20 protein-coding genes and 4 pseudogenes are annotated in these 26,799 nt (G+C 62.7%); 17 read left to right on the forward strand and 7 right to left on the reverse strand.

The features are described 5' to 3' along the window. Window positions 1-15 precede the first annotated feature (15 nt). Window positions 16-459: a thioredoxin TrxC gene (gene trxC / locus HU230_RS08460; protein ID WP_176532066.1), complete on the reverse strand. Its 444-nt coding sequence runs from the start codon at window positions 457-459 to the stop codon at window positions 16-18. Continuing rightward, window positions 456-1,742: an NAD(P)/FAD-dependent oxidoreductase gene (locus HU230_RS08465; RefSeq protein ID WP_176532065.1), complete on the reverse strand. Its 1,287-nt coding sequence runs from the start codon at window positions 1,740-1,742 to the stop codon at window positions 456-458. Before HU230_RS08465 ends, trxC begins: the two co-directional genes overlap by 4 nt. Before the next feature lie 108 nt (window positions 1,743-1,850). Between HU230_RS08465 and HU230_RS08470 the strand changes: the two genes are divergently transcribed. From HU230_RS08470 to eutC, 16 genes and pseudogenes are all read left to right on the forward strand, one after another. Then, the gene (locus HU230_RS08470) at window positions 1,851-2,150 is read left to right on the forward strand and encodes an ArsR/SmtB family transcription factor (RefSeq protein WP_176532064.1); all 300 of its coding nucleotides are present in this window, start codon (window positions 1,851-1,853) and stop codon (window positions 2,148-2,150) included. A 125-nt stretch (window positions 2,151-2,275) separates the two neighbouring features. After that, a pseudogene (locus HU230_RS08475) lies at window positions 2,276-3,266 on the forward strand (efflux RND transporter periplasmic adaptor subunit). After that, window positions 3,263-6,487 (forward strand): efflux RND transporter permease subunit, encoded by a 3,225-nt coding sequence (locus tag HU230_RS08480; RefSeq protein ID WP_176532063.1) that lies wholly within the window; start codon window positions 3,263-3,265, stop codon window positions 6,485-6,487. Before HU230_RS08475 ends, HU230_RS08480 begins: the two are co-directional and overlap by 4 nt. A 10-nt stretch (window positions 6,488-6,497) precedes the next feature. Continuing rightward, window positions 6,498-6,827 (forward strand): annotated as a pseudogene (locus tag HU230_RS08485) (carboxymuconolactone decarboxylase family protein); the annotation flags it as partial. 1 nt (window position 6,828) lies between these two features. After that, a pseudogene (locus HU230_RS08490) lies at window positions 6,829-7,437 on the forward strand (MBL fold metallo-hydrolase RNA specificity domain-containing protein); the annotation flags it as partial. Window positions 7,438-8,268: 831 nt separating this feature from the next. Then, on the forward strand, window positions 8,269-9,852 hold the full coding sequence (locus tag HU230_RS08495) for an ABC transporter substrate-binding protein (RefSeq protein WP_176532062.1): 1,584 nt from the start codon (window positions 8,269-8,271) through the stop codon (window positions 9,850-9,852). 70 nt (window positions 9,853-9,922) lie between these two features. Then, a complete protein-coding gene (locus tag HU230_RS08500; protein ID WP_176532061.1) occupies window positions 9,923-10,903 on the forward strand; it encodes an ABC transporter permease in 981 nt (326 codons plus the stop codon). A gap of 13 nt (window positions 10,904-10,916) precedes the next feature. After that, on the forward strand, window positions 10,917-11,837 hold the full coding sequence (locus HU230_RS08505) for an ABC transporter permease (protein WP_176532060.1): 921 nt from the start codon (window positions 10,917-10,919) through the stop codon (window positions 11,835-11,837). Then, window positions 11,834-13,675 carry an ABC transporter ATP-binding protein gene (locus tag HU230_RS08510; protein WP_176532059.1) on the forward strand — a complete coding sequence of 614 codons (1,842 nt, stop codon included), beginning with the start codon at window positions 11,834-11,836 and terminating at the stop codon, window positions 13,673-13,675. The genes HU230_RS08505 and HU230_RS08510 overlap by 4 nt, the downstream gene beginning before the upstream one ends. A 67-nt stretch (window positions 13,676-13,742) precedes the next feature. Next, a complete protein-coding gene (locus tag HU230_RS08515) occupies window positions 13,743-14,504 on the forward strand; it encodes a DeoR/GlpR family DNA-binding transcription regulator (protein WP_176532058.1) in 762 nt (253 codons plus the stop codon). Further along, window positions 14,497-15,777 (forward strand): Zn-dependent hydrolase, encoded by a 1,281-nt coding sequence (locus tag HU230_RS08520; RefSeq protein ID WP_176532057.1) that lies wholly within the window; start codon window positions 14,497-14,499, stop codon window positions 15,775-15,777. Before HU230_RS08515 ends, HU230_RS08520 begins: the two co-directional genes overlap by 8 nt. Continuing rightward, the gene (locus HU230_RS08525) at window positions 15,774-16,739 is read left to right on the forward strand and encodes a phosphotransferase (protein ID WP_176532056.1); all 966 of its coding nucleotides are present in this window, start codon (window positions 15,774-15,776) and stop codon (window positions 16,737-16,739) included. The genes HU230_RS08520 and HU230_RS08525 overlap by 4 nt, the downstream gene beginning before the upstream one ends. 18 nt (window positions 16,740-16,757) lie before the next feature. Continuing rightward, window positions 16,758-17,693, forward strand: coding sequence for a choline/ethanolamine kinase family protein (locus HU230_RS08530; protein WP_176532055.1), 936 nt, complete (start codon window positions 16,758-16,760; stop codon window positions 17,691-17,693). Then, window positions 17,693-18,481 carry a histidinol-phosphatase gene (gene hisN / locus HU230_RS08535; RefSeq protein WP_176532054.1) on the forward strand — a complete coding sequence of 263 codons (789 nt, stop codon included), beginning with the start codon at window positions 17,693-17,695 and terminating at the stop codon, window positions 18,479-18,481. Before HU230_RS08530 ends, hisN begins: the two co-directional genes overlap by 1 nt. 5 nt (window positions 18,482-18,486) lie before the next feature. Beyond that, window positions 18,487-19,878: an ethanolamine ammonia-lyase subunit EutB gene (locus HU230_RS08540; RefSeq protein ID WP_176535094.1), complete on the forward strand. Its 1,392-nt coding sequence runs from the start codon at window positions 18,487-18,489 to the stop codon at window positions 19,876-19,878. A gap of 1 nt (window position 19,879) precedes the next feature. Next, the gene (eutC, locus tag HU230_RS08545) at window positions 19,880-20,638 is read left to right on the forward strand and encodes an ethanolamine ammonia-lyase subunit EutC (protein WP_176532053.1); all 759 of its coding nucleotides are present in this window, start codon (window positions 19,880-19,882) and stop codon (window positions 20,636-20,638) included. 326 nt (window positions 20,639-20,964) lie between these two features. On the opposite strand, the gene HU230_RS08550 is transcribed toward eutC, so the two are convergent. Next, on the reverse strand, window positions 20,965-21,309 hold the full coding sequence (locus HU230_RS08550) for a hypothetical protein (RefSeq protein WP_176532052.1): 345 nt from the start codon (window positions 21,307-21,309) through the stop codon (window positions 20,965-20,967). Window positions 21,310-21,421: 112 nt separating this feature from the next. Then, window positions 21,422-21,826: pseudogene (locus HU230_RS08555) on the reverse strand (IS5 family transposase); the annotation flags it as partial. Between the two features lie 764 nt (window positions 21,827-22,590). Here HU230_RS08555 and dusA point away from each other — a divergent pair. Then, window positions 22,591-23,550 (forward strand): tRNA dihydrouridine(20/20a) synthase DusA, encoded by a 960-nt coding sequence (gene dusA / locus HU230_RS08560; protein ID WP_234633862.1) that lies wholly within the window; start codon window positions 22,591-22,593, stop codon window positions 23,548-23,550. Window positions 23,551-23,559: 9 nt separating this feature from the next. Here the strand turns inward: dusA and HU230_RS08565 are convergent, their stop codons facing one another. The 3 genes from HU230_RS08565 to HU230_RS08575 all read right to left on the reverse strand — a co-directional run bounded on the left by HU230_RS08565 (window position 23,560) and on the right by HU230_RS08575 (window position 26,759). Beyond that, the gene (locus HU230_RS08565) at window positions 23,560-24,456 is read right to left on the reverse strand and encodes a LysR family transcriptional regulator (protein ID WP_176532050.1); all 897 of its coding nucleotides are present in this window, start codon (window positions 24,454-24,456) and stop codon (window positions 23,560-23,562) included. Window positions 24,457-24,642: 186 nt separating this feature from the next. After that, a complete protein-coding gene (locus HU230_RS08570; protein WP_176532049.1) occupies window positions 24,643-25,821 on the reverse strand; it encodes a muconate/chloromuconate family cycloisomerase in 1,179 nt (392 codons plus the stop codon). Window positions 25,822-25,889: 68 nt separating this feature from the next. Beyond that, on the reverse strand, window positions 25,890-26,759 hold the full coding sequence (locus tag HU230_RS08575) for an intradiol ring-cleavage dioxygenase (RefSeq protein ID WP_176532048.1): 870 nt from the start codon (window positions 26,757-26,759) through the stop codon (window positions 25,890-25,892). Window positions 26,760-26,799: the final 40 nt, after the last annotated feature.

Here is a 26,799-nt window from a genome sequence, read left to right on the forward strand (position 1 = left end):
TGAAGGGTTACGGTCTTACGAACCTGTCAGGCCAGCCTGGGTCCAGGCGACGATGCTGCGCGCATCCATCGCGCCGGCGTGGCGGGCGATTTCCCGGCCGCCACGCATCAGCAGCAGGGTGGGAATCCCCGCGATGTTGAGGCGCGACGAGAGGCCTGGCGCGCCGTCGGAGTTGAGCTTCAGCAGCCGAACCTTCGGCTCGAGTTCGCGCGCAGCGCGCTCGTACATTGGTGCCATGGCGCGGCAGGGTCCGCACCACGGAGCCCATACATCGACCAGGACCGGGATGTCGCTGTTCGCGACATGACGCTGAAAACCTTCTTCGTCGACCTCGATCGGAAGACCGGTGAAGATCGCCTGGCGGCAGGCACCGCATCGCGCGGCCGCCGGCGCGCGCTCGGCGGGCAGGCGGTTGGTCCGCCCGCAATACCCACAGACGATCTGGCATGTCTCACTCATGTGCCAGTTCGAACCTCCCTGATCTTGGCGATGTTCAGCCTGTCGAGCACGAATCGTTCATAGAACGGCTCGCTCTCGCCTCGCCGCATCTTGCGGATGAAGTACTTTTCGAAGGCCACCTTTGCGTAGTGGACCCACTCCCCCTTGGACGACCAGCTAACGTTGCGCGGCGGGATCTGCGGCTGTGCCAGGAATGCGACGCCGGAGTCGCCGAAGTCCGCAAGGCAGATCGCGTTCAACGTCGGCTGCGTCTTGGGTTCCTGGCCGCGGAGCAGGGCACCAATGTTCATCGCAGCCGCTGTGACCATGGATTCGATCATGAAGCCGGTCTTCGGGACGCCGACCGGCACTGGCGTCGCTCCGACCGGCGCGATTGCCACGCACACCCCGACGGCGAATACATTTTGGTAGGCGGGGTTGCGCTGGTGCTTGTCAACGATGACAAAACCGCGCGGATTGGTCAGTTTTTCGATGCCGCGCACCGCCTCGACACCGCGAAACGCGGGCAGCATCATCGAATACGAAAAAGGCAGATCGTGCGCCTTGTGCGCCGCACCGTTTTCGGCGAACTCCTCCACCGACATCGTGCCAGGCCCGACGCTGTCCACGCGCGCGTTGGTGATCCATTTGATGTGCTTCTCACGCATCTCGCTTTCGAGCATGCTCTTGGTGTCGCCGACGCCTTCCAATCCGAGATGGCCGATGTAGGGCTCCGAAGTGACGAAGGTGATCGGCACCTTGTCGCGCAGCTTGCGGCGGCGCAGTTCAGTTTCCAGGATGAAGAGGAATTCGTAGGCCGGCCCGAAGCACGAGGCGCCTTGGACCGCGCCGATCACGACTAGGCCGGGATTGGCCGCAAGCCTTTCGAACGCTTCGTTGGCTCGCGAGGCGTGATCGACATGACAGATCGATTGAGTGTGCCCTTGCGGACCGAGGCCCGGAATTTCGTCGAAGGCAAGCTCGGGACCTGTCGCGACGACAAGGTAGTCGTAGTCAATCGAGGTGCCGTCGCCGAGATCGACGCGATTCTGGGCCGGATGCACGCGCTTGGCGCCCTGCGTCAGCAGGCGGATGCCCTTGCGCTTCATGATCTCTTCGAGATTGATTTCGATCTCGTTTTGCTTGCGCCAGCCGATAGCCACCCAAGGATTGGACGGAACGAAGTGATAGACAGCGCCATGCGAGATCACGCTCAGGCGGTCATCCTTTCGTAACTGCGGCAGCAATTCATAGGCCATCAGCGTTCCGCTCAGACCGGCTCCGATTACAACAATTTCCGCCATGGGTACCTCCGTTGGATGTCGATCGCCGGTTCCGTCCCGGCCTTTCTACACTTGACGATATATTCGATTATGCGTATATACGCAAGTATGAAGATGGATAGTGAAGTTATGGAGCGGGCGGCCGATCAGGCGACCGAGTTGCTGAAGGCGCTCTCGAACCGGCATCGGCTTCTGATCATCTGCCAGTTGATTGACGGCGAACGGTCGGTCGGTGAACTCGCCGAATTCCTGAGCCTGCGGGATTCGACGGTCTCCCAGCACCTTGCGCTCCTTCGCAAGGATGGTCTGGTGTCCGCCCGCCGGGAGGCGCAGACAATCTTCTATTCGATCGCAAGCGAGCCAGCGCGTGAGGTGCTGAAGACGCTCTATCAGATATTTTGCGCACCGAAATCCGCAAGAACGAAATGAAAGTTACGAGCGATCGCGTGGCGGCGCCTTGAGCGAGATCAACGCCCCATCCTGTAAAACCGATGAGATGACAGAGGCGCGCCGTGCCGCGGTGTGACGGTTCCATGATTACGCGGACAAACCTTATGCGACCCTTGGGATTTATGGTCGCGATCGCGGCCGCCACCTTGCAGGCCAGCCTCGCGACGGCGGAAACGCTGACGGTGGCGCAGCACGTCGTCACCGACGAAAAGGCCGTCTTTGCCACAGTCGAAAGCATCAGCGTGGTGTCGGCGCGCGGGCGCATCGGCGGAACCGTGGTCCAGCTCCACGTCAGGGAAGGGGACCGCGTGACCGCAGGGCAGGCGATCGCCACCATCGGCGACGAGAAGCTCGGCCTGCAGATGAAGTCGCTGGATGCGCAGATCGAGGCGCTGCAGGCGCAGGCCAACCAGGCGCAGATCGATTTCACTCGGACCGAGGGGCTGGTCGAGCGCGGCACACTTCCGCGCGTCAAGCTCGACGAGACCCGGACCGCGCTGAACGTGGCGGAGAACGGTCTGCGTGCCAAGACAGCCGAGCGTGCCGTGATCAACGAGCAACTCAACCAGGGTCAGGTGCTTGCACCGACAGAGGGGCGCGTGCTGAAGAGGCTCATCACGATTGGTTCTGTCGTATTGCCCGGTGACCCCATCGTCACGGTCGCGCAGCAGAACTTCAAACTGCGGTTGCGGGTGCCGGAGCGCCATGCGCGCCGCCTCAAGGCCGGCGACAAGATTCGCGTCGACGGCGCGGAGCTTGGCGGCGAAGCCGCCAAGTGGGGCGTTATCGATCTCGTGTATCCGCTGATCGAGGAAGGGCGCGTCATCGCGGATGCGACCGTCGAAGGGCTCGGCGAATATTTCGTCGGCGATCGGCTCCGGGTATGGATCTCCGGTGGCGCGCGGCCGGCCTTCATCGTTCCGGCAGGCTACGTGACGACCCGGTTCGGCATCGACTACGTGCGGCTACAAAGGGCCGGGGGGGGTGATCGACGTGCCGGTGCAGCGCGGGCCGGAATTGCCGACGCCCGCGCTTCCCGATGGCCTTGAAATTCTGTCCGGCATTCGCGCCGGCGACCAGTTGATGCGGCCATGAACCTCGGACTCTCGGGAAGGCTCACCAAGGCGACGATCGCGTCGCCCCTGACGCCGTTGTTTCTGATCGCTGCGCTCGTCGTCGGCCTGATCGCGGTCATCGTGATTCCGCGCGAGGAAGAACCGCAGATCAGCGTTCCGATGGTCGATATCCGCGTCAACGCGGACGGCTTGCGCGGACCCGATGCGGTCGAGCTCGTTACCAAGCCGCTCGAAGCGATCGTCAAGGGCATCGACGGCATCGAGCACGTCTACAGTCAGACTGAGGACGACCGGGTGATGGTCACCGCGCGGTTCCTGGTCGGCACCAAGGCGGAGGACGCGATCCTTCGCGTCCATGAGAAGATTCGAGCCAATCTCGATCGCATCCCGGTTGGGATTCCCGAGCCATCGATCGTCGGCCGCGGCATCAATGACGTTGCTGTGACGGTCCTGGCACTGTCGCCGAAGCCGGAAGCCGCCGAACGCTGGACCGATAAGGATCTGTTCGAGCTTGCCGACAAGGTCCGCTCGGAGCTCGTGAAAGTCGACAGCATCGGACTGACCTACATTTCAGGCGGCGCGGCGCAGCAGATCAGGGTCGAGCCCGATCCGGGAAAGTTGTCGCTGTTCGGCGTCACGCTGCAACAGCTCGTGTCCAAGGTCAAGGATGCCAATCGTTCGTTCCTGGCCGGCCAGGTCCGCGATGCCGGCATCGTTCGAAATGTCGCCGCAGGCCAGACGCTCGCGGGCATTCCCGATATCGGCCTGCTCCTGATCTCGACCCGTGACGGACGGCCGGTCTACGTCAAGGACGTGGCGAGCGTCATCATCGGTCCGAACACGATCGAGCATCGGGTCTGGAACGATGCGCGGGACGGGAATGGGCAATGGACCCGGGTGCCCGCGGTCAGCCTCGCACTCGCCAAGCGCGCCGGCGCCAATGCGGTGGTTGTTTCCTCCGATATCAATCACCGCCTGGAGGGATTGAAGGGGCGTCTGATCCCCGAGGACGTGCAGGTGACGGTGACCCGGGACTATGGCGAGACCGCCAACGAAAAGGCCAATGAACTCCTGTTCCATCTCGGGCTCGCGACGATCTCGATCGTCGTGCTGATCGCGATTGCGATCGGCTGGCGCGAGGCTCTGGTGACCTTTGTCGTGATTCCGACGACGATCCTGCTCACGATGTTCGCCGCCAACTTGATGGGCTACACCATCAACCGTGTCAGCCTGTTCGCGCTGATCTTCTCGATCGGCATCCTGGTCGACGACGCCATCGTCGTCGTCGAGAACATAGCGCGGCATTGGAGCATGCGCGACGGCCGGCCGCGGTTGCAGGCGACCATCGAGGCCGTTGCAGAGGTCGGCAATCCCACCGTCGTCGCGACGCTGACCGTGGTCGCGGCGCTGTTGCCGATGCTGTTCGTGTCGGGGCTGATGGGCCCTTACATGGCGCCTATTCCTGCCAACGCTTCGGCGGCGATGCTGTTTTCCTTCTTTGTCGCCATGGTGGTCGCGCCCTGGCTGATGCTGAAGCTGGCGCCGAAGGGCGAAATGACCGCCGTGCATGCTGTACATGATGAAGGGCGCCTGGGCCGGCTCTACCGACGCTTTGCCTCGCCGATCGTGCGCAGCAGGCGCTCTGCATGGATATTCCTGCTCGGGGTCGGCATCGCGACGCTATTGTCGATGACGCTGTTTGCCACCAAGTCGGTAACGGTCAAGCTGCTGCCGTTTGACAACAAGTCGGAGATCTCCGTCGTCGTCGACCTGCCGGAAGGAGCGAGCTTGGAGGCGACCGAGCGCACCTTGTTCGTTGCGGCCGAGATCGCCCGGCAACTGCCTGAAGTGACCTCGCTCCAGTCCTATGCTGGCACGCCGGCGCCGTTCAATTTCAACGGCCTTGTGCGTCACTATTACCTGCGCGAGCGCCCCGAGCTCGGTGAAGTGCAGGTCAACCTGACGGCGCGCGCCGAGCGCAAGCGCGCCAGCCATGAGATCGCGCTCGAGCTGCGCGAGAAGCTGAAGGCACTAGATCCGCCCAGGGGCACCAGCATCAAGGTGGTCGAAGTGCCGCCCGGGCCGCCGGTGCTTTCGACGCTACTCGCCGAAGTCTATGGTCCCGATGCGGCCACACGCCGCGCGGTCACGGCCGAGCTCAAGAAGGTCTTTGCAGAGGTGCCGTTCATCGTCGATATCGACGATTCCATCGGCGAGAAGCGGCCGCGGCTCCGGCTCTCCATCGACCAGGACCGGCTCGAATTCTTCGGCGTCGAGCAGCGGGATGTCTATGACACGATACAGGCCCTGTTTGGCGGCATCTCGATCGGCTATTCGCATCGCGGCGAGGACCGCAACCCGATCGAGATCGCGGTGCATCTCGGCAAGCGCGACCTGGTCTGGGACGAGGCGCTGGCCTCGACGCCGGTACCCGCCAACACGGTGCCCGGCAGCAAGACGGTGGTAGAGCTTGGCCAGGTTGTGAAAGCGACGATGGAGGATGGTTCACCGACGATCTTCCGCCGAGACGGGCGTTTCGCCGACATGGTGATGGCCGAACTTGCCGGGCGCTTCGAGGCGCCGCTCTACGGCATGCTTGCGGTGGCCGACCGCGTCGATGCCCACGACTGGGGCAATCTGCCGAAGCCGGCGATCAGTCTGCACGGGCAGCCAGCAGATGAGGCGCGTCCGACGCTGTTGTGGGACGGCGAATGGGAAATCACTTGGGTGACCTTCCGCGACATGGGCGCGGCCTTCGGCGCGGCCATCCTTGGCATCTACGTGCTGGTCGTCGCCCAATTCAAGAGTTTCCGTTTGCCGCTGGTCATCCTGACGCCGATCCCGCTGACGTTGATCGGCATCCTCGTCGGGCATTGGCTGTTGGGTGCTCCGTTCACCGCGACGTCGATGATCGGCTTTATCGCGCTGGCCGGCATCATCGTACGCAACTCGATCCTGCTGGTCGACTTCATCAGGCACAGCAGCGGAGACGGCAAATCGCTGCGCGAGGTGGTGCTGGAGGCCGGCGCAGTCCGCTTCAAGCCGATCCTGCTGACCGCGCTTGCGGCCATGATCGGCGCCGCGACAATCCTCCTCGATCCGATCTTCCAGGGATTGGCGATCTCGCTGCTGTTTGGTTTGGCATCGTCGACGCTGCTGACCGTGCTCGTCATCCCCGCGATCTACATCGCGTTGCGGGCGCCCCGCGAAGCGGATCCCACCAGAGACGTACCGAACTAACGAGGGCAAAATGGACAAGAACTATCCCGAGATCACTAGGGCGATTTCCGCAAAATCTGCGCAAGCTGCGCAACGACATCCCCGACACGATGAAGGGATTTGCCACGCTTGCGCAGGCCGCGACGCGGGACGGCGCGCTGGACAAAAAGACTAAGGAGATGATCGCACTTGCGCTCGGCGTTGCCGGGCATTGCGACGGTTGCATCGGCTTTCACAGCGAGGCGCTTGCGAAGCTTGGCGCCACGCGGGAAGAGGTCGAGGAAGCGCTCGGCATGGCGTCTACATGGGCGGTGGTCCAGCGCTGATGTATGCTGCTGATGCAATGGCCGCGTTCGAGCAGAAGACTGACCGGCTTTCACATTATCATCGCCGCCAGCGGCATGTGCGACGCCGGACGTATCTGGCACCACCTGAAGAACTGGCTGTGGAACGCGCGCGCCACCGTCTTGCTGGTTGGTTTTCAGGCCCGGGGAACACTGGGCCGTTTTCTCGTTGATGGTGCGTAAGTCGTTCGGCTCTGGGGCAACGAAATCAGGGTCGCGGCCACCATCCGAAGCATCGACGATTATTCGGGACATGCTGATGGCGCCGAGCTTGCGCGTTGGATCGCCGCGCGCCGGCCGATCGAGCGGGGCCTGTTTCTGGTTCATGGCGAGGAGCCCGCCATTAACGGGCTGGCGGAGCGCGTTTCCGAACGGATCATTCCGGCGGCCCGGGTATTTGAGCCGCTGCTGGACGATATTTTTGCGTTATCGACAGCGGCACCGACCTCCCTGGACGTGTCCCGGCGTCGGCGGCTTGCGCCCGAGGCGGTGGTTGCGCTCGATTGGCATAACGACATGTCGAAGCTCGTCCTAGACATCAGCGATCGACTGGCAGCAGCCGCGGATGATCGGGCTCGTGGCATCATCGTTCGCAGATTGCGGCGTGCGCTGGAAGTACCCGGTTGATCTGCCAGTTTTCCTGAAATCACTAGTGGCGAGGCAAGATGACACGGTCATCACCGCTCCCAGGTGACCTTGAGGAGAGAGAGAGAGAGAGAACGAATTCCCCAGATTGGCGAGCTTCCGACCGAAATCGTCAGTTCCAAGCAATCGGCACTCGGCGACGATTTTCCTCTGGGTTGCTTACCCGGCCAACCAAAGGCGAACTCGAGTTTTAGCCCAAGCGAGCAATATAGCGCTGCAAAATAAGGAAAAAAGTGGCGCACCCGACACGATTCGAACGTGTGACCTTTGCCTTCGGAGGGCAGGGGCTTTTCGCGTCGCCTGAAAAATCTGCGCTGATCAATAAGGACATTCGACCTGCCGAGGGCAGACTGCATGTTTCGTTTGAAGAAAGGATCTGCCGGAACGGCCAGAGGTCGGCATCAACCACCGTCGGTTGGATGCAGGGGCTGACTTCGGCGAGTTGATCGGCCCTGCGACTTCTGCAGCGGCGCGGCGTCGCCGCACGCGCGCGTCACCGCCCGCGGCCGGGCCACCGCGCTCGGCGTTCTAGGCAGATCGAATGAGAAGCGTGCAGATTCGTTGCGCGACATGCCCGCTTCGCGGCCGGTTGAGAAGGCCGCGCGTTCATCACGCATTGCACGTGCCTTAGGCGGTTGGTTCGCCGGGCGGCGGATTTTTGCGCAGCGCTGGACCGGGGGGAGAGGGCCTCGCCGAACAATCGGTCAAAAACCACAAATTTTAGTTCCAAATTCGGCTGACTTTAATCTGGCACGCCTTCTGCATGACCGTTTTGACCGATTTGCCGGCTGTTCCAAGAGAAAGGGAATATCGATGCATGCGAAATTTGACCGCCGCCACTTTCTAAAGAGTACGGCGGCAGCCGCGGTTGCTGCAGGTTACGCGCAGATCAATCCTGATTTCTTTATCTCCGCGGCTCATGCGCAGGCCGGCAAGATCATGACCTTCCTGTCGGCCGAGAACATCACCGGCAACTGGGATCCGACCGCTCACACGACGCTTTCGCAGAAGAACATCGAAGGTTTCGTGATGGGCTTTCTCACCCGCACACCGATGAAGCTCGATAACCCGGGCGAGGTCGTCTACGAGCTCGCAACCGACATCAAGCTGCTCGATCCCAATCGCCTACAGATCAAGCTGCGCCAGGGCATCGTGTTTCACGATGGCAAGCCGTTCAAGGCGGAGGACGTCAAGACCACCTTCGAATACGGATCCAAGTCGGATCGGCCGGCGCAATGGTATCCCGGCCCCAGCGAAACACTGAAGATCGAGACGCCCGATGACTATACCGTCATCGTCGACACGTCGAAGGGCGGTTATCCGGCGCACCTCTTCATGTTCCTCGCGGCTTTCCTGCCGATCATGTCGGCGAAGGATATCGCGGGTGGGCCCGGCGGGGTGCTATCGCAGCGGCTCAACGGCACGGGTCCGTTCAAGTTCGTTGAGCAGCGCGGCAACGATACTGTGATGCAGGCCTTCGATGGCTACTTCAAGGGCAAGCCGGCCATCGCGGGGATCAACTTCACCTTCACCGGCGACTCCACGACCCGCATGCTCTCGCTGATGAACGGTCAGGCCTCGATTGTCGAGCGGCTGGAGCCCGAGCAGGTCGATGCCGTGAAGGGAAATCCGAACATCCACATCAACCGCGTCGTGTCGGTCGAGAACAAGTATCTCTGGTTCCGCTGCTCAAAGCCGCCCTTCAACGATCCCCGCATCCGGCTTGCCGCCTGTCATGCCATCAATCGCGATCTCATCCTCGAAGTGCTGGGTTCGGCCGGGCACGCGTCCTCGAATTTTGTCTCTCCGGTGAAGTTCGGTTATATCGATCTCGACAACTATCCGAAGTTCGATCCGAAGAAGTGCCAGGCCTTGCTCGCCGAGGCGGGCTTTCCGAACGGCAAGGGATTGCAGCCGCTCGAATATATCACATCGGTGGGCTTCTATCCCAAAACCAAGGAGTACGGCGAAATCATCACCGCGATGCTCAACGAGCAGGGCTTCAATGTCAGCCTGACCGTGCTCGAGCCCGCGGCCTGGAATGAGCGGCTGTACCATCGTCCGGGCGGTGGTCCCGGACACATGGTGGATTGCGGATGGTCGACCGGTTCGCCCGAGCCCGATCTGATCCTGCGCACGCATTTTCACTCCTCCTCGCATCGCATTTGCGGCATCGAAGATCCCGCCATCGATGCGAGCCTCGACAAGGAGCGCAGCGCTCCCACGCTCGAGGAGCGGAAGAAGATCCTCCAGACCGAGACGATGCCGTTGCTGGCCTCGAAGATGCCGGCCCTGGCGCTCTTCACCTCCGTGATGATTCACGCGATGCAGAAGGACTTCGAAGGCCTCTATATCTATCCGGATGGATCGATGGACGCTTCCAAGCCAGTCGCCTGACCATTGATGGCCGCCGCGTGCCGCGCTCGGGCGGCCCGCGGTTCGCTGCGCTTCCTAGGGAGCTCTGAGCATGTTCGTGCTGAATTTCCTGATGCGTCGTCTGGCTCAGGGCGTCCTGATCATATTTCTCGTCTCGCTGCTGATCTTCACGCTCCTGAGGATCGTGCCAGGCGATCCGGTGCGCCTGATGGCGGGCGGAATGGCACCCGAAGCGCTGATCGAGAAGATCGCGACCGATATGGGTTTGCGCGATCCGATCGTCGTTCAATTCGGGCGGTATATAGGGGGCGTCGTGCGCGGCGATCTCGGCCAGTCCTTTGTGCGACCCGCCAACGGAGCCGCGACGGGGGGCGCGAATTTCAACGACACCACGCGCGGCGAACGGGCGAAGGTCCTCAGCCTTATCCTGGAAGCCCTGCCCATGACGCTGCAGCTCGCAGCGGTGACGCTTGTGATCGCGCTGGCCTTCTCCGCAGTCGTCGGAATTGCCGGCGGCCTCGCGGTCGGACGCTGGCCGGACAAGCTCGCGTTCTACATCTCCTCGATCTTCATCTCGCTGCCCAACTTCTGGCTGGGGATCGTTCTCGCTCTGTTGTTCTCCGTCAAGCTCGGTTGGCTGCCGGCGATCGGCTACAACGGATTTGCGTACACGATACTCCCGGCGATCGTGCTCGCAGTCGAGCTGTCGCCGGTTCTGATACGGACGCTCGTCAGCTCCGTGTCGGCGCAGATGACGGAACCCTACGTCGCGGTGGGACATGTGCGGGGCCTTGGCCGCGGACGCATCATCGCCAACCATGCGCTCCGCAATGCCTCGGTGCCGCTGCTCAATCTGCTCGGAATTCAGTTCTCGAGCCTGCTCGGCGGAGTGATCATTGTCGAGTACATCTTCGACTATCCGGGGCTTGGCCTCTTGACCATCAATGCGGTGCTCCAGCGCGACTTTCCGCTGATCCAGGGGATCGCCATCGTCACCAGCGCCATTTTCGTGCTGATCAACATCGCCGTCGATCTCGTCGCCACCACCATGGATCCAAGGCTCGAATATTAAGGCTCGAATATTGATGTCCGTCGCTACCGCCGCCGGTGCGCCGATCGCGCGCAAACCGGCCCAACGCTCCGTCGCCCGGCGCATCTTCGACCGGGCGGCTTCCACGCCGGGGTTTCGCGTCGGCCTCGGAATCTTCATCGTGCTCGCGCTTGCGACCGCGTGCTATCCGGAATTGAGCGGCCTTGATCCGACCAAGATGGATGTCAAGGCCCGCCTTCTGCCGCCACTCTTTCTGGGCAGCAACTGGAGCTGGGTCCATCCACTCGGCACCGATCAGATCGGCCGCGATATGCTGGTGCGCTCACTGGTCGGTCTGCGCTACTCGTTTCTGATCGGCGTTGCCTCCGTCATCGTCATGCTGGCGATCGGGTGTGCGCTCGGCACGATTGCAGGCTATTTCGGCGGGCGTACGGACGCCGTCATCATGCGGCTGACCGATGCCCAGCTCTCGATCCCGATGATCATTCTCGCGATTTCCGTCCTGGGCGTCTCCAGGCCCACAATTCCAGCGATCATCCTGGTGCTTGGGGTTTCCAACTGGCCGGTCTATGCGCGCATCATGCGCAGCATCGTGATGACGGAGCGACAGCGCGAATATGTACGCGCTGCAAAGATCGGCGGTTCGACCGACCTTCGGATCATCCTGACCCTGCTGCTTCCCTTGCTGCTGCCGCCGGTCCTGTTCACATCGGTCCTGGATGTGGCGCGCATGATGATCTTCGAGTCGACGCTCGGCTTTCTCGGGCTCGGGGTGCAGCCGCCGACGCCGACATTCGGCAACATCATCGCGGATGGACGCAAATACCTCCTCAACGCCTGGTGGATCGCCACCATGCCGGGTTTGTTCCTAGGTCTAACGCTGACCAGCATCAACCTGATCGGCGCATCGCTGGAGCGAGCGCGCAATGCAGTCCATGGAGGAGTGGAAGGATGACGCGACCGCTTCTTGCACTCACGAATGTCACGGTCGCGGCCGGCCGCGCTGCGACGGCAAAGCCCGTGCTGGATGGCGTTTCACTGAGCCTGGCGCCCCGCGAGATCGTCGGTGTGGTCGGTGCCAGCGGCTCCGGCAAGACCGTCCTGTCCAAGGCCGTGGTCAATTGGCTGGAGCCGCCGCTGACGGTGCGGGCCGGCGAGGTGCTATTCGAGGGGCGCGACATCTATGCGCTGCGCGGCGCGGACATGCGCATTCTGCGCCAGCGCATATCCTATGTCGGCGCCAATCCGATGGGGGCGCTCGATCCCACTTTGCCGGTCGGCGCCCAGATTGTCGAGAAGATGCGAGCGGTCGTGCCGGGCACATCGCGGCGGACGGCCGAACGCCGTATCATCGAGCTGCTCGATGCCGTGCGCATTCCTTCCGCGCGAAATCGCTTTCATGATTATCCCGCACAGTTCTCGGGCGGCATGATGCAGCGCGCGCTGATCGTCGATGCCCTCGTGACCAACCCCGCGCTCCTGGTCGCCGACAACGTCACCCAGCCGCTGGACGTCACCGTGGCGGCGCAGGTAATCCGGCTGATGAAGGAATTGACGACGACTTTCGACACCGCCGTCCTGTTCGTCTCATCCTCGCTGCCGGTTGCGCGCGAAGCCTGCTCGCGGATCCTCGTGATGGACGAGGGGCGCATCGTCGAGGAGCAGTCAACCGATGATCTGGTTGAGCGGCCTGTCTATCCCTATACGCGCGAGCTGATACGGCAGACTCCGAAGATATGGGGCGAAACCGTCTCGACGTCTCGTCATGACGACCAGCGCGAAGTGGTTCTCAGCCTGCGCGACGCTTCGCAGATCTACAGGGTCAGAAAGAAGACCGGGTTTGGCGGCGTCAATCTCGTTCGCGCCGTTCGCAACGTCGCCTTCGATATCCGCCGCGGTGACAGCTTCGCGATCGTGGGTGAGTCCGGCTGCGGAAAATCGACCTTGATGCGGCTTCTGTGCAGGCTCGAGCTGCCGAGCTCGGGGCAGATTCTCTGCGCTGGCCGGGATATCGCGACACTCAAGGGCCGCTCGCTACTCGAGTTCCGCGGCAAGCTCCAGATGGTCCTGCAGGATCCCTTCGGTTCGCTGCCGCCGCGGACCGCGGTCGGAAAGATGCTGGAGGGGCCGCTGCGGACGCACGGGTGGCGCGACGAGGCCAGGATCCGCGAGCGCGTTCTGAAGGTGATGGGAGAAGTGGGCCTGCCGACCGAACTTTACGAGCAGCTTCCACTGGGGTTGAGCGCGGGACAACGGCAGCGCATCAACGTCGCTCGTGCGCTGGTGCTCGAGCCGGAAATCCTGATCATGGACGAAACGCTGTCGGCCCTCGACCAGGCCGAGCAGTTCAAGCTGCTCGATCTGTTCGAGAAGCTCCAGAAGGAATACGACCTGACCTACATCTTCATCTCGCATGATCTCGCGATGGTCAGGAAGGCCTGCAATCGGGTCGCCGTGATGTATCTCGGCGAGGTCTTCGAGCTCGCCGACAATGAGCGTCTGTTCTTCGACCCCGGCCATCCCTATACCAAGGCGCTTTTGAGTGCGATGCCGACGCTGGAGCCGCGTCGCTACCGGCCGGAGGAATGTCTGCTTGAGGGCGAGCCGCCGAGTCCGCTGGACATCCCCGCCGGTTGCAGCTTCCGCTCGCGCTGCCCGCAGGCCGTGGACAAGTGCAGTCGCCTTCAACCGAGCCTGACGGTGCGTGAGCGGCAGGATTTCGCCGCCTGTCATCTCGTCTTGCCGCCGACAGCGTCCGGAGGCATCGGTGGAGTGGGCACCACTGTCCCATGAGGCGAATCGTGAGAAGGAATACGCGCCAGGAAACGGCCGCCAGTGCCGTGACAAGCGGGGAACGTCCATGAGCTTTACGGAGCATCGGCTCGAGCTGATCCGCGATTTGTTGCGGCAGAAGCAGCGGGTCCAGGTCAAGGATCTCGTCGACCGGCTCAAGGTCAGCCAGGAATCGATACGGCGCGACCTCAGGGAGCTTGAGACGCAGGGGTTTGCCCGGCGCGTCTATGGCGGGGCCGTGCTCGACCGGCAGGAGAGCGATCAGCCGTTCGCGGAGCGCCTGCGTGTCGGCGCGAGGGAGAAGGCGCGGATCGGCGAGGCGGCGGCAGCCCTGGTCAAGGACGGCATGAAGATATTCATCGACGAGGGAACAACGGCCCTTGCATGCCTGAAGCATCTCGAGACGCGCAGGGACCTCACGATCGTGAGCAATTCGCTGGCGGTCGCCGCCCACTTTTATTACGCGCCGACGCCGAGCGTTCGCGTGCTGGGCGGGCGGCTGCGACCCGATTATCAGGCGACGTTCGGTCCCGAGACGGTGGCGGCGATGAAGGAGCATTTCTTCGATCTGGCCCTTATCGCGATCAGCGCGGTTCATGCCGAGCGCGGCTTCATGGACTATGGCGAGGACGAGGCGATCATTCGCCGCCTCGCGCGTGCGCAGGCAAAACGTTCGGTCATCCTCGCGGACAGCTCCAAGTTCGGCCGCCTCGGCTCGATCCACACGTTTGGCCTGCAAGACGTGCATGGCGTGGTCACGGGAGGCAGCTTGACCAAGAACTTTTCCGAGCAATTCCTCAAGTCTCACGTGGAAATCATCTATGCCTGACATCAACTCCGCGCGCGCTCCCATCAACCCGTCCTGCCTTCAGGCGATGATGGACCAGCTTTCGTCGTTCGGCGGCGGCCCCGACGGATCCATGACGCGCTTGGCCCTCTCGAAGGAGGACGGTGCGGCCCGCGATTGGCTCGGCCGGTGGTTTGCCCGGAACGGATTCGCCCAGGCGGTCGATGGCATCGGCAATCAGTTCGGGAGCCTGTCACTCGCCGGCGCCAACGCGCCGGTGGTCATGGTCGGATCTCACATCGACAGCCAACCCAATGGCGGTCGCTTCGACGGCGCGCTCGGCGTCGTCTCGGCCTGCGAGGCGGTGCTTGCCGTGTCGGAAAGGCTGAAAGCCGAGAACAAGCTGCCGCTCTGCAACTTCCAGGTGGTGAACTGGACCAACGAGGAGGGCGCACGTTTCCAGCCGAGCTTGTTGGGAAGTTGCGTGTTCGCCGGGGCTCTCGAGCTCGAATGGGCACTCGACCGCAAAGATGGCGATGGCGTGAGCGTGCGCGAAGCCCTGTCGCGGATCGGTTATGCCGGCAAGGACAGCGTGGCGAGGCCGAGCGCACTGATCGAGCTTCACATCGAAGGCGACAAGGCGCTGTACGAAGCCAATGAGAAGTTCGGAATCTTCACCCGTTTCTGGGGCGCGACCAAATATCGTCTCGCCTTCCTCGGCCGGCAGGCCCATACGGGGCCGACCCCGATGGCGGAGCGCAAGGACGCACTGCTCGGTGCTGCCTATCTCATTGCGGATCTGAATCAGATCGCCGGCGAGCACGGTCTCGATCTGCATACGTCGGTCGGCCGCTTGGAGGTGTTTCCAAATTCGCCCAACACGGTTCCGTCCGAGGCCGTTCTCTTCATCGAGTTGCGTTCGGGGTCACCCGAGATCCTCGCGGCGGCCGAACGGAAGATGAAGTTGGGAATTGAGGCTGTGGCGGAGAAGGCCGGAGTGACATTCGAGGTGCGAGCAATCGATCGTCGCAAGGCCGGCCGATTTGCGAAGGCGCTGATCTCGCTTGCGGAACGCACGGCCGGAAATTTCGGCGAAACGGCGCGACATCTCGATACGATCGGCGGCCATGACGCCGTGGCGCTGTCCGCCGTCTGTCCCTCGATCGTCCTGGCGGTCCGTTCCCGTGACGGCGTCATTCATCACCCGACCGAGTTCACGAGTGCAGCGGACCAGGCCTTGGGGACGCAGGTTCTGGCCGACATGCTTTACGCGATGGCCTGCGAGGGACTGCCAGCAAGCGAGGATGCGGCATGAAGAGGCTTGGTCGTCCGGGGACGGCGGCGGAGAAGCGCGCCGAGCGCGCAATCGGCAACATGCCGATCATCGACGCGAACAGGGCGCTGTATGAATTGTCCGCGTTCCCGGTGGCGTCGCCGTCCTACCACGCGGTCGAATCCACCACATTCAACATCGCGCTCGGCGGCAATGGCGCAAGTCTCCTTCTTCGGCTTGCGAACGACGAGGTCGCCGAACTGGTCGATGACGAGGTGGCCTTTGTGGCGGCACAACGCCTTCACGGCTTGGGCCTGTCGCCCGCCCCGGTCGCGCGTGCCCCGGCCGAGAGGGCCGTGCTGTTTTCGCGTCTCGGCGATGGCTGGCGTACGGCGAAGATCGATGATCTGATGCAGGGAGCTGCGGTCGTCCGGCTCGTCGACATGCAGAAGACGATCGCCGCAGGAGAACCTCTAGGACGGTCCTGGTCGGTTTTCGACGGCATTGATCGGCTTTGGCCGCTGGTCGCGACGTCAAGCGCCGTGCTTCCCGGAGACGTGGACTGGATGTTGGCCTGGATGACCTCCATCCGGGAGGCGATTTCTGCCGCCGGTGTCGAGCTGAAACCGGCGCATGGCGACCCGCAGTGCTCCAACGTGATGCTCGGTCTGAACGATGCGATGATGCTGGTCGACTTCGACATGGCCGGCGACATCGACCCCTATTATCAACTGGGTGTTCAGATGAACGAGCTTTATCTGTTCGAGAGCCAGATGAAGCCGCTTCTGGAAATGCACGATGGCCAGTTCAGCGAAAAGGCTTTCAGCCGATGCCGGCTCTATGCGGCCGCCGACGATCTGTACTGGGCGCTCCGAAGCCTGCTGCAGGATGTACGTTCGCCCCTCCAGGGCGTGGAATTCCTGAAATATGCATCGTGGCGCTTCCTGCGTTGCCGGATGTTGTTGGGGCATCCCAGTTTCGAAGAACGCGTACGATCTCTCTAGCGTAGGTGGGACAGTGTGATGATGGAGCTGGGAGCAGGCCGGTCCGATGCCGAGCGGGCGCTGGAGGCGGCTATCGTTCAGGTCGAGGCCTGGAAGGGATTTCGCCTGACTTACACGCCAGTAGCGGGCGGCATCAGCAATACCAATTTTCGTGTCGCGGTCGAAGGCGACCCGGTCGGATATTTCGTCAAGATACCCGGACGTGGCACCGAGATGTTCATAGATCGTCGCGCGGCGCGGGCCGCAAGCAAGCAGGCGGAGATCATGGCGGTCGGGCCCCGGACCTTCGACTATCTCGGTCACCTGGACATCGAAGTATCCGAGTTCCTGGATGATCGCAGAGCTTCGACCCATCGCGATTTCGTCGATCCGCTGTTTCGGACCAACGTCGTCAGCATGTACCGCCGCTTTCACGAGGGAGAGCCGCTTCCGCTGACGAAGACCGTGTTCGACATGATCGACGAGCATTATGAGCAGGTGAGACAGGTCGGCGGCCACTGGCCGGAAGACCACGTCTGGCTGCACCGTCAGTACGCGCAGGCCCGCGCGGCGCTTGAAGCGGCCGGACTCGATCTCGTGCCCTGCTTCAACGATCCCATGCCCGGGAATTTCCTCGTTGGAGAAGACAGCTCGATCAAGCTAATCGATTTCGAATATGCGTCGAACAATGAGAGGCTTTACGATCTCGCGATCTGGAGCGGCGAGCACTTCTTCTCCGAGGATATCGAACAGGAAATCATCGAGGAGTATTTCGGCTCCTATAGCAAGCAGCGACATGCGCGATTCATCGTCCACAAGGCGCTCGCCGATATCAAGTGGAGCACCTGGGCGATGGTGCAGAATCGCATCTCGACGCTGGATTTCGACTTCTACAAATACGGCATATGGAAGCACATGCGGGCCCGTTCCATCATCAATGATCCGCGTTGGCCGCTGTTCTTGAAGGCGCTATGATGGGTTACCCCGCCGTCGTGGCCGATGATGCCGATGCCTATCTGTCCTTTGCGGCCGAGCTCGCGGATTTGGTCAGGCCGGTCGTGCTGTCTTATTTTCGTACGCCGCTGGATGTCGTTTCCAAATCCGATGACAGCCCGGTGACGATTGCCGATCGTACCGTCGAGCTGCGTCTCAGGGAGCGGATCGAGGAGCGTTTTCCGGAACATGGTATCATCGGTGAGGAGATCGGGGGCAAGCCGGGCGGCGCCTTCACCTGGATCGTCGATCCCATCGACGGCACCAAGAGCTTCATCACCGGCTTTCCGCTGTTCGGTACGCTGATCGCGCTGACCTATGAGGAGCAGCCGTTCTGCGGCCTGATCGACGTTCCCTTCACAGGGGAGCGGTGGACAGGGAAGCCGGGTCTGGCGCTGTTCGGCAGTAGATTGGCGCGCACCAGCACGTGCGAGCGCATTGCGGATGCGCGCTTCTACACGACGTCGCCCGATATGTTCACGGGCGCAGACGCAGAGGCGTTCGAGCGGATTTCGAAAGCCGCTAGATTGCGCCGTTTTGGTGGAGATTGTTACGTCTACGGTCTGCTCGCATCGGGACACTGCGACATCGTTCTCGAGACCGGACTCCAGCCGCACGACTACATGGCGCTGATTCCGATCGTGGAGGGCGCCGGAGGCTGCATGACGGATTGGGCGGGACGTCCACTCACGATTCGTTCGGAAGGACATGTGCTGGCAGCTGCCACGCCGAAGCTTCATGCCGAAGCGCTGGCTCTGATCCGCGGGTAGAGATCATGCCGTACAAGATGACCATCGACGGGACGGTCCATGGTTTCGCCGACCTCAGAGATCTCCTGGCCAAGGCCACGCCCGAACGGTCCGGTGATCAGCTTGCCGGCATCGCGGCGAACGGTCCGGTCGAGCGGCTCGCCGCGCAGATGGCGCTTGCAGACCTCCCGCTCAAGACCTTTGTAGGGGAGGAAGTCATCCCCTCCGAGACGGACGAGGTCACGCGCCTCATCATGCAACGCCATGATCCCGCGGCCTTCGCGATCGTCTCATCGCTGACCGTCGGCGAATTCCGCGAGTGGCTGCTCAAGCCTGAGACGACTCAGCGGCAGCTCGAGGCCGTGACGCCCGGTTTGACGCCAGAGATGGTGGCCGGGGTCTCGAAGATCATGCGGCTGCAGGACCTGATTTCAGTGGCGTCCAAGCGCGAGGTGGTAACGCGCTTCCGGTCGACGATCGGGCTCAAGGGACGGCTATCGACCCGCAATCAGCCCAACCATCCGACGGATGATTCCTACGGCATCGTCGCCTCGGCAATCGATGGCCTCCTCATGGGATCGGGCGACGCCGTGATCGGTGTCAATCCGGCGACCGATAGTGTGGAAGACTATCTCCGTATCGTTTCGCTGCTGGATGAACTGCGCGCGTGCCTCTCCATTCCGACACAAACATGCTGCCTGGGCCACGTGACAACGGCGCTGAAGGCCATCGCGGCCAATGCGCCCGTGGATCTCGTGTTTCAGTCGATTGCGGGGTCGCAGAAGGCAAATGAGGGATTCGGCGTTAGTCTATCGATCCTGAGGGAAGCCCATGAGGCCGTACGGGGCCTCGGTCGCAGCGCAGCCGACGCCAACCTGATGTATTTCGAGACCGGGCAGGGGGCAGCTCTTTCGGCCGAGGCGAATTTTGGCGTCGATCAGCAGACCATGGAAGCCCGTGCCTATGCCGTTGCGCGCGAGTTCAGCCCGCTGCTCGTCAACACCGTTGTCGGCTTCATTGGTCCGGAGTATCTGTTCAATGGCAAGCAGATCATCCGCGCCGGCCTCGAGGATCATTTCTGCGGCAAACTGCTCGGCTTACCGATGGGGGTGGACGTCTGCTACACCAACCATGCTGATGCCGACCAGGAGGACATGGACGCGCTACTAACGCTACTCTGTGCGGCCAATGTCAATTTCGTCATTACTGTTCCCGGCGCCGACGACGTGATGCTGAACTACCAGTCGCTCGCGCATCACGATGCGGTCTATTGTCGCGAAATCCTTAAACGACCGCCGGCGCCGGAGTTCGAGCGATGGCTCTTCGACATCGGGCTGACCGACAGCGGCGGCCGGCTTCTGGAGGCGCCCCCGCGGCTCGTGAACCATATGGCGAATGCCCGGCCGCTCGGAGCATGACATGAAGGACGAACTCGATCGAAAGCCGGCAGCGGCGCTCGATCTCCGGAAGATGACCCAGGCCCGGGTACGTCTCGGCCGGTTCGGTGCGGGGCTGCCGACACGCGCGGCGCAGACTTTCCTCCTCGATCATGCGCGGGCACGGCAGGCCGTCTGGTCCGACGTCAATTGGCTCCCGGTCGGGGCCGGCCTGGCGGATCTGGAGCTGGGAATTGTCGAGGTCGAAAGCCAGGCTCCAGACCGCGCCACCTATGTCCGTCGTCCGGACCTCGGCCGAAAACTCTCGTTGCAGGCGGCGGAGCGCCTCGCCGCTATCCGTTCGAACCATGACATCCTCATCGTTATTGCGGACGGATTGTCCGCCAGCGCGATCGATACAAACGCGCGGCCGTTGACGCGAGCCGTCGTCGAGCGCCTTTCAGCACGGCAGCTTTCCATTGCTCCTCTGGTTCTGGCGTCGCAGGCGCGGGTCGCGCTCGCCGATCCCATCGCCGAGATCGTCGGTGCGAGGATCTCGATCGTGATTATCGGCGAACGGCCCGGCCTTTCGGCGGCCGACAGCCTCGGGGTCTATATGACCTGCTCGCCGCGGCCGGGCACGCCCGATTCAAGACGAAACTGCATATCCAACGTCCGCATCGGCGGGCTTGCCATCGACAGCGCAGCTGATGGCGTGGCGTCGCTTGTGTCGGATATGCTGAGAACAGGTGTCAGCGGAGTTGGGTTGAAGGACGCCATGGCGGCACTGCCGCGCGACTGACGTTCGGGCAGCCGTTCGTCTACGGCCAGGGTTTGGTTTAGAGCCTGCGTCAACCGCTTGCACCAGAAACAACCGGCGCGGCGCCTGCGTCAGGCGGTCTCCACTTCGCTCGAAACGCTATAGCGGCGGGCGCAGCTCCGTAACGGATTTGGATAAGTCCGCTGGCGTAACGCGAGCCTCTGAAGGACGCGCGGATTGAGATGATGATTGTTGCGATCGTTCTGGAAGATCACGTCTTCGGCGGAAAGGTCGCGCGCCAATGCTGCGCGATGTCAATGCCGCGACAGAACCAGACACCCTCAAAGCTCGTCATGTGCTCGAGCAGCTTAATGAGGCCGCCCGCCCGGCCAGGACGCCCCATGGAGTCCGATCGACAAGAGCTTCGGCGAACCGGCGGCACCTTCAGAATACAACAGATCGAATGCGTCTTGCACATAGGTGAAGAATTGCTCTCCTGTCGAAAAACCGGAATTCTCATTGAAGCGATTATCGTTGGCCTCGTATGAGTAGGGAATGACGAGATGCGGTCTTTGCGCGCTCGCCACCCAGTAGGGCAGCTCATCGCCGAGAGAGTCCCGGTCGTAGAGAAAGCCACCTTCCTCCGCGATCAGCCCGCGCGTGTTGGGGGCTGGGCGGCCCGTCATCCAGCCAAGCGGTCGTTGACCGGTCAATTGCGCGAGCGTGTCAACGGCCTTGCGAATGTGTTCGCGCTCGGTCGGTTCGTCGACGTCGCAATAATTGATTCAGCGGTAGCCGTGGCTGACCATCTCATGGCCGCGCTCGACGCAGGCGAGACAGTAGCCTTCCGGCAAGCCGAACGTCGTGGGCCTCACCGGGGCTCAGCGCCAGCCGTACCGGCAGACCATTGCTATCGACCACCGCATGAATTTTACTCGTCAAGCCGCCGCGTGACCTTCCCAACAATTGGCGCTGGTTCTTTGTGATGCAGGCTCCATGCTGATGCACGCGGACAATGGAGGTATCGATCATCTGGACAGCGGCGTCAGGAGCAGAGGCAAGTGCGTCTAGGATGCGGCCCCAGACACCGGCCCGTCGCCAGCGGACGAAACGGTTGTAGTAAGTCGTGTATGGGCCAAACGCCTCCGGCAGGTCACGCCAGGGGGCTCCCGATCGCAAGACCCAGTAGATGCCATTGAGGACGCGACGATCATTTACCCGAGAAACGCCACCCATCGGGATGACCTGTCGCGGATTGCTCTCGAAATATTCGATGAGCTCGTCGAGCTCATCTTGAGTGGGACGCCGATCTCGCTCATCGGACTTTCCGACGAGACCTAAATGCTTCAACGCGAAACGTGCGAAGCGCACCTCTTCGGCAGAAATTTCGATGCCGTGAACAGCTGCTGCATGCGTTGCGATGGTTCTGATGAACGACATATCGATTGCAAGGGTAGCTGGGCCGGCACCTTCCTTCGCGCGTTTCCTGCCGTATTCGATCAACCTCTCACGGTCGAGACGGGGAAGCTTTACGGTTCCGAGGTCCTCCTTCAGAGCCTCCAGGACAGCCGCCTTGGATCGGCGGGGAGGACGACCGGCTTCGAGATTGTCGAATTCGATATGAAGATCGATGATGTCGCCGAAGGTTTTGGCCCTTACAGCGGCTCGGGGCCTGGGTGACCCGCAGCGATCGATATTGCGCTCAATGTCGGGCGCCCATTCCTCGCCATCCTTGCGGCGACGGAAGGTCTCCGCCACATAGCGGTTCTTGCGGCGGACCTGGACACGCCAACTCCCGGACGGCAACTGAGTGAAACTGGCCACGGTCGTGTGCACTCCCCAAATCGTGTGCGCTACGTGTGCACTGACAGGTCAAAACGGGTACAAACGTGTGCAAATTCGGCTAGTTTGGAGTGCACACGTTCGTGTTTCATCCCATTGAAGCATAAGGTAAATCTTTGAAATCGCAAGGCTATCGCTTTTCCGTGGCGCCCATGATGGATTGGACTGACCGGCATTGCCGGGTCTTCCATCGCCTGATGTCGCGGCGGGCGCGGCTCTACACGGAGATGCTGACGACCGGCGCCATCATCCGCGGCGACCGGGCGCGGCTGCTCGGCTTCGATGCCAGCGAGCACCCGGTGGCGCTGCAACTCGGCGGTTCCGATCCGCGCGATCTCGCGACCGCCGCGCAGATCGGCGAGGACTTCGGCTATGACGAGATCAATCTCAATGTCGGCTGCCCTTCCGATCGGGTGAAGGACGGCCGTTTCGGCGCCTGCCTGATGGCGGAGCCCGCGCTCGTCGCCGAGGGCGTTGCTGCGATCAAGCGCGCGGTCAAGGTTCCTGTCACGGTGAAGTGCCGGATCGGCATCGACGACCAGGATCCGGAAGTTGCGCTCGATACGCTGGCGCGCGGCGTGATTGCAGCGGGCGCAGATGCGCTCGTCGTGCATGCGCGCAAGGCCTGGCTCAACGGATTGTCGCCGAAGGAGAACCGCGACATTCCGCCGCTCGACTACGATCGCGTCTATCGCCTTAAGGCAGCGCTGCCGGACGTGCCCATCATCATCAACGGCGGGATCACGAGTATCGCCGAAGCGAAGCAGCATCTGGCGCATGTCGACGGCGTGATGCTGGGACGGGCGGCCTATCAGGAGCCGTGGCGGCTGCTGACAGTCGATTCCGAGCTGTTCGGTGAAACGCCGCCGCACGCCACGATGAAGGACGTGTTCGCGGCGATGCTGCCGTATATCGAGCGGCAACTGGCCGAGGGCACGCGGCTGCATTCGATCACGCGCCACTTCGTCGGTGCTTTCCACGGCGTGCCCGGCGCGCGCGCCTTCCGCAGGCATCTCGCGGAGAACGGCGTTCGGCCGGGTGCCGGGACCGACGTGCTGCGCGAGGCGATCGCACGCGTCGACGATCGCGCCCTGGCGGCGGTCGCGGCCTGACGGCGCAGGCTATTGTCTGCGCTGACGCCGCGTGACGTCGTGTGCGACCTTCAGGAAGTTGAAGAGGTGCGGCATCCGGTTGTCGCGCCGGTAGTTCAGCGACAGCGCGGTGCCGGGATTATGTCCCTCATAGGCACGATAGGCGACGCCGGGCCGGTCCGCCTGCGAGACGGATGGCGGCACCAGCGCGATGCCGACGCCAACCGACACCAGGCTGATCGCGGTCTGATAATCCTGGGCCAGTACTTGCGATTTCGGAATGAAGCCCTCTTCGAGGCAGATGTTGAGGATGTGGTCGGCGAAGCTCGGGCGCGGCTTGCGCGGGTAGAGCACGAAGGTCTCGGCCTTCAGCGCAGCCAGCCGCGTGACCTGCTGCTCGAGCAAGGGCGAGGTGTCGGACAGCGCGAGGATCAGCGGCTCCTGCAGCAGCGGCTCCGACTTCAATTCCTCGTCGTCGAGCGAGGGGCGGGCGACGGCGATATCGATTTCGCGCTGGATCACCGCGCGCTTCTGCTCTGCGTTGTTCATCGCCGACAGCGCGAGCTCGACGTCAGGATAGGCCAAACGAAACGCCTTGATCACATTGGGCAGCACGCCATAGGTCGCCGATCCGACGAAGGCGACGCGCAGGTGCCCCGAAAAGCCTTCGCCGATCCGCTTGATCTCGCGGTGCGTCCGGTCGAGCCGCTCCAGCACATCGCGTGCACGTTCCAGCAGAACGCTGCCGGCCTGGGTCAGCCGGATCTGGCTTCGGCTCCGGTCAATGAGCACGACGCCGAGATCGCTTTCCAGCTGTGCAATCTGCCGGCTGAGCGGCGGCTGGGCGATCGCGAGCCGTGATGCGGCGCGGCCGAAATGCAATTCCTCGGCGACGGCGACGAAGTAGACCAGTCGCCTCAGATCCATGACGTCGTCGCGATCGGTCACGGTCAGCCGAACGTTTGTCCGCGCGCTTCCGTGGAAGCTGCGAGAAAGGCCTGCCGGGTTTGATATCGCGTGGTCATCGGCGCATGATCGAGACGGTGGTTACGGCGGGAAGACTGTGCGGGCATCCCTGGATTGTCAATTGTCCGCGGGGACGACGCCATCTGGCTAGTCCTTCCGGGCGAAGGCGCGGATCTTGTCCTCGTCGACCTCAACGCCGAGGCCCGGGCCATCGGGCACGCAGATCTCGAACGCGTCGAATCTGATCGGGTTGACGACAAGGTCCTCCACGAGGATCCGCGGGCCGAAGTGCTCGCTGCCCCATTCGAGCCTGGGCAGGGTGGCGAATGCGGCGAGATGCGCAGCCGCGCCGATGCTGCTCTCCAGCAGGCAGCCGCCGTAGAGCTCGAGGCCATGCGCGGCCGCGACCGCGGCGGCACGCTTCATTTCAAACAGGCCGCCGCTCTTCACGAGCTTCAGCGAATAGACGCTGCCGCAACCCATCGTGGCGACGCGGGCGATTTCCTCCTTGGTGAAGGCCGCTTCGTCGACCAGCAACGGAATGGAGGTGCGCGCCGCGACACGCGCCATGGCTTCCAGCTGCAGCGCCGACACCGGCTGTTCGACCAGAGCGACGTCCAGTTCCTCCAGCGCGGGCATGAAGCGGATGCATTCGGCTTCGGTCCAGCCCTGGTTGACATCGACGATCAGGCGCACCTCGTCGCCGAGGCCGGCGCGCAGCGTCTGCAATCGCTTCAGATCCGCCGGCGGGCGGTTGAAGCCGAACTTGATCTTGAACTGGCGGTGTTCGCGGCGGCGCAGCTTCTCCTTCGCTTCCTCCAGCTCCTGGCCGCTGTCGCCGGAGGCCAGCGCCCAGATCACTTCCATGCGCTGGCGAACCGCACCCCCGAGCAGCGCGCTGGCGGGGAGGCCGAGCGTCTTGCCGGCGGCGTCGAGCAGGGCGGACTCGATGGCGCCCTTGGCTGCGAAATTGCGGGTGGCGGCCTTGCCCATGCGCAAGGCGTTGGCTTCGAAGGCGAGGACAGGCTGCCCGAGTAGCGCCGGGGCCAGGTAATTCGTGACCGCTGCCTTGATCGATTCCACGCTCTCCTCGGCCCAGCGCGGCCCGCCGAGCGTCGAGGCTTCGCCGATACCCGTCACGCCGTTATCGAGCAGGACGCGCACCAGAACGTAGCCCTGATGCGTGACTTCCGTGTTCGAAAGCTTGTGCCGCCGGCGGGTCGGCGCTTCCACGATGGTGGCGCGGATACTGCGGATCGCAGTGTCTCTTGCGAAGTTCTGCACTTGCTCCACGGGCTCGGCGATTTCGATCACGGCACGACTCATAGGTCCTCGCAGGTCGGTTCAAAGTGAACCCTGCCAGGCTTTCCGGGCCCGGCAGGGCTTGGTGCAGATCACTCGGCCGCGACGAGGCGCTCGACCGCCGCCTTCTTGAGCTTGAAGTCGAAATCGAGAACGAGATCCGTGTCGGCGCCGGCCGGCGCCTTGGCGAACTTGCCGATCAGGCTCTGCTTCACGGCGAACACCGAGTCGTTGTCGAGATACTTGGTCTCGGAATCGTAGATCTGCGAGATCAGCGATTGATAGCCATCCTTGGAAAGCATGAAGTGGATGTGGCCCGGACGCCAGGGATGGTGGCCCATGTATTTCAGGAGCTCGCCGCCGGCGCCGTCATAGGGGATCGGGTAGGGCTCGGGACGGAGCGCCACGAAGGCGTATTCGCCGTTGGCGTCGGTGGTGAACCGTCCACGCAGATTATAGGCCGGCTGCTCGGGGTCTTGCAGGTCATAGAGCCCGTTCGGCGCGTCTTCCCAGACGTCGATGGTGACGCCCTCGATCGGCCGGCCCGCGGTGTCGCTGATGCGCCCGCTGACCTTCACGGTCTGCGCGTTGTCGAACGTCTTCTTGATGATGGAAGCACCCTTCGGCAGCACCGGCGGGTTCTCCCGATAGAACGGCCCGAGCACGGTGGATTCGCTCTCACCATCGGTGACCCGGTGGTCGAGCATGTCGACCAGCACCTCGACGCCGAGAATATCAGCGATCAGGATGAACTCGTTGCGCTTCTCGTCCGAGATGTCGCCGGCGCGCCGTAGGAATTCGCAGGCGGCGAACCACTCCGCGAAGGTCAGGTCGACCTCCTTGCAGAACGCGTGCATGTGGCGGATCAGGCTCGTCATGATCTGACGGTTGCGATCAGGAATGTCGTTCGAGAGCGCGGCGATCACGTGGTCGGTGATGGTGTCCTTGTTGACGTTCAGCATGGTCGTTTCCTCCTTTTCTTGCAGTTTGGATCAAACTTGC

The sequence above is a fragment of the Bradyrhizobium quebecense genome (assembly GCF_013373795.3).
In the GTDB taxonomy this organism is placed as follows: Bacteria; Pseudomonadota; Alphaproteobacteria; order Rhizobiales; family Xanthobacteraceae; genus Bradyrhizobium; species Bradyrhizobium quebecense.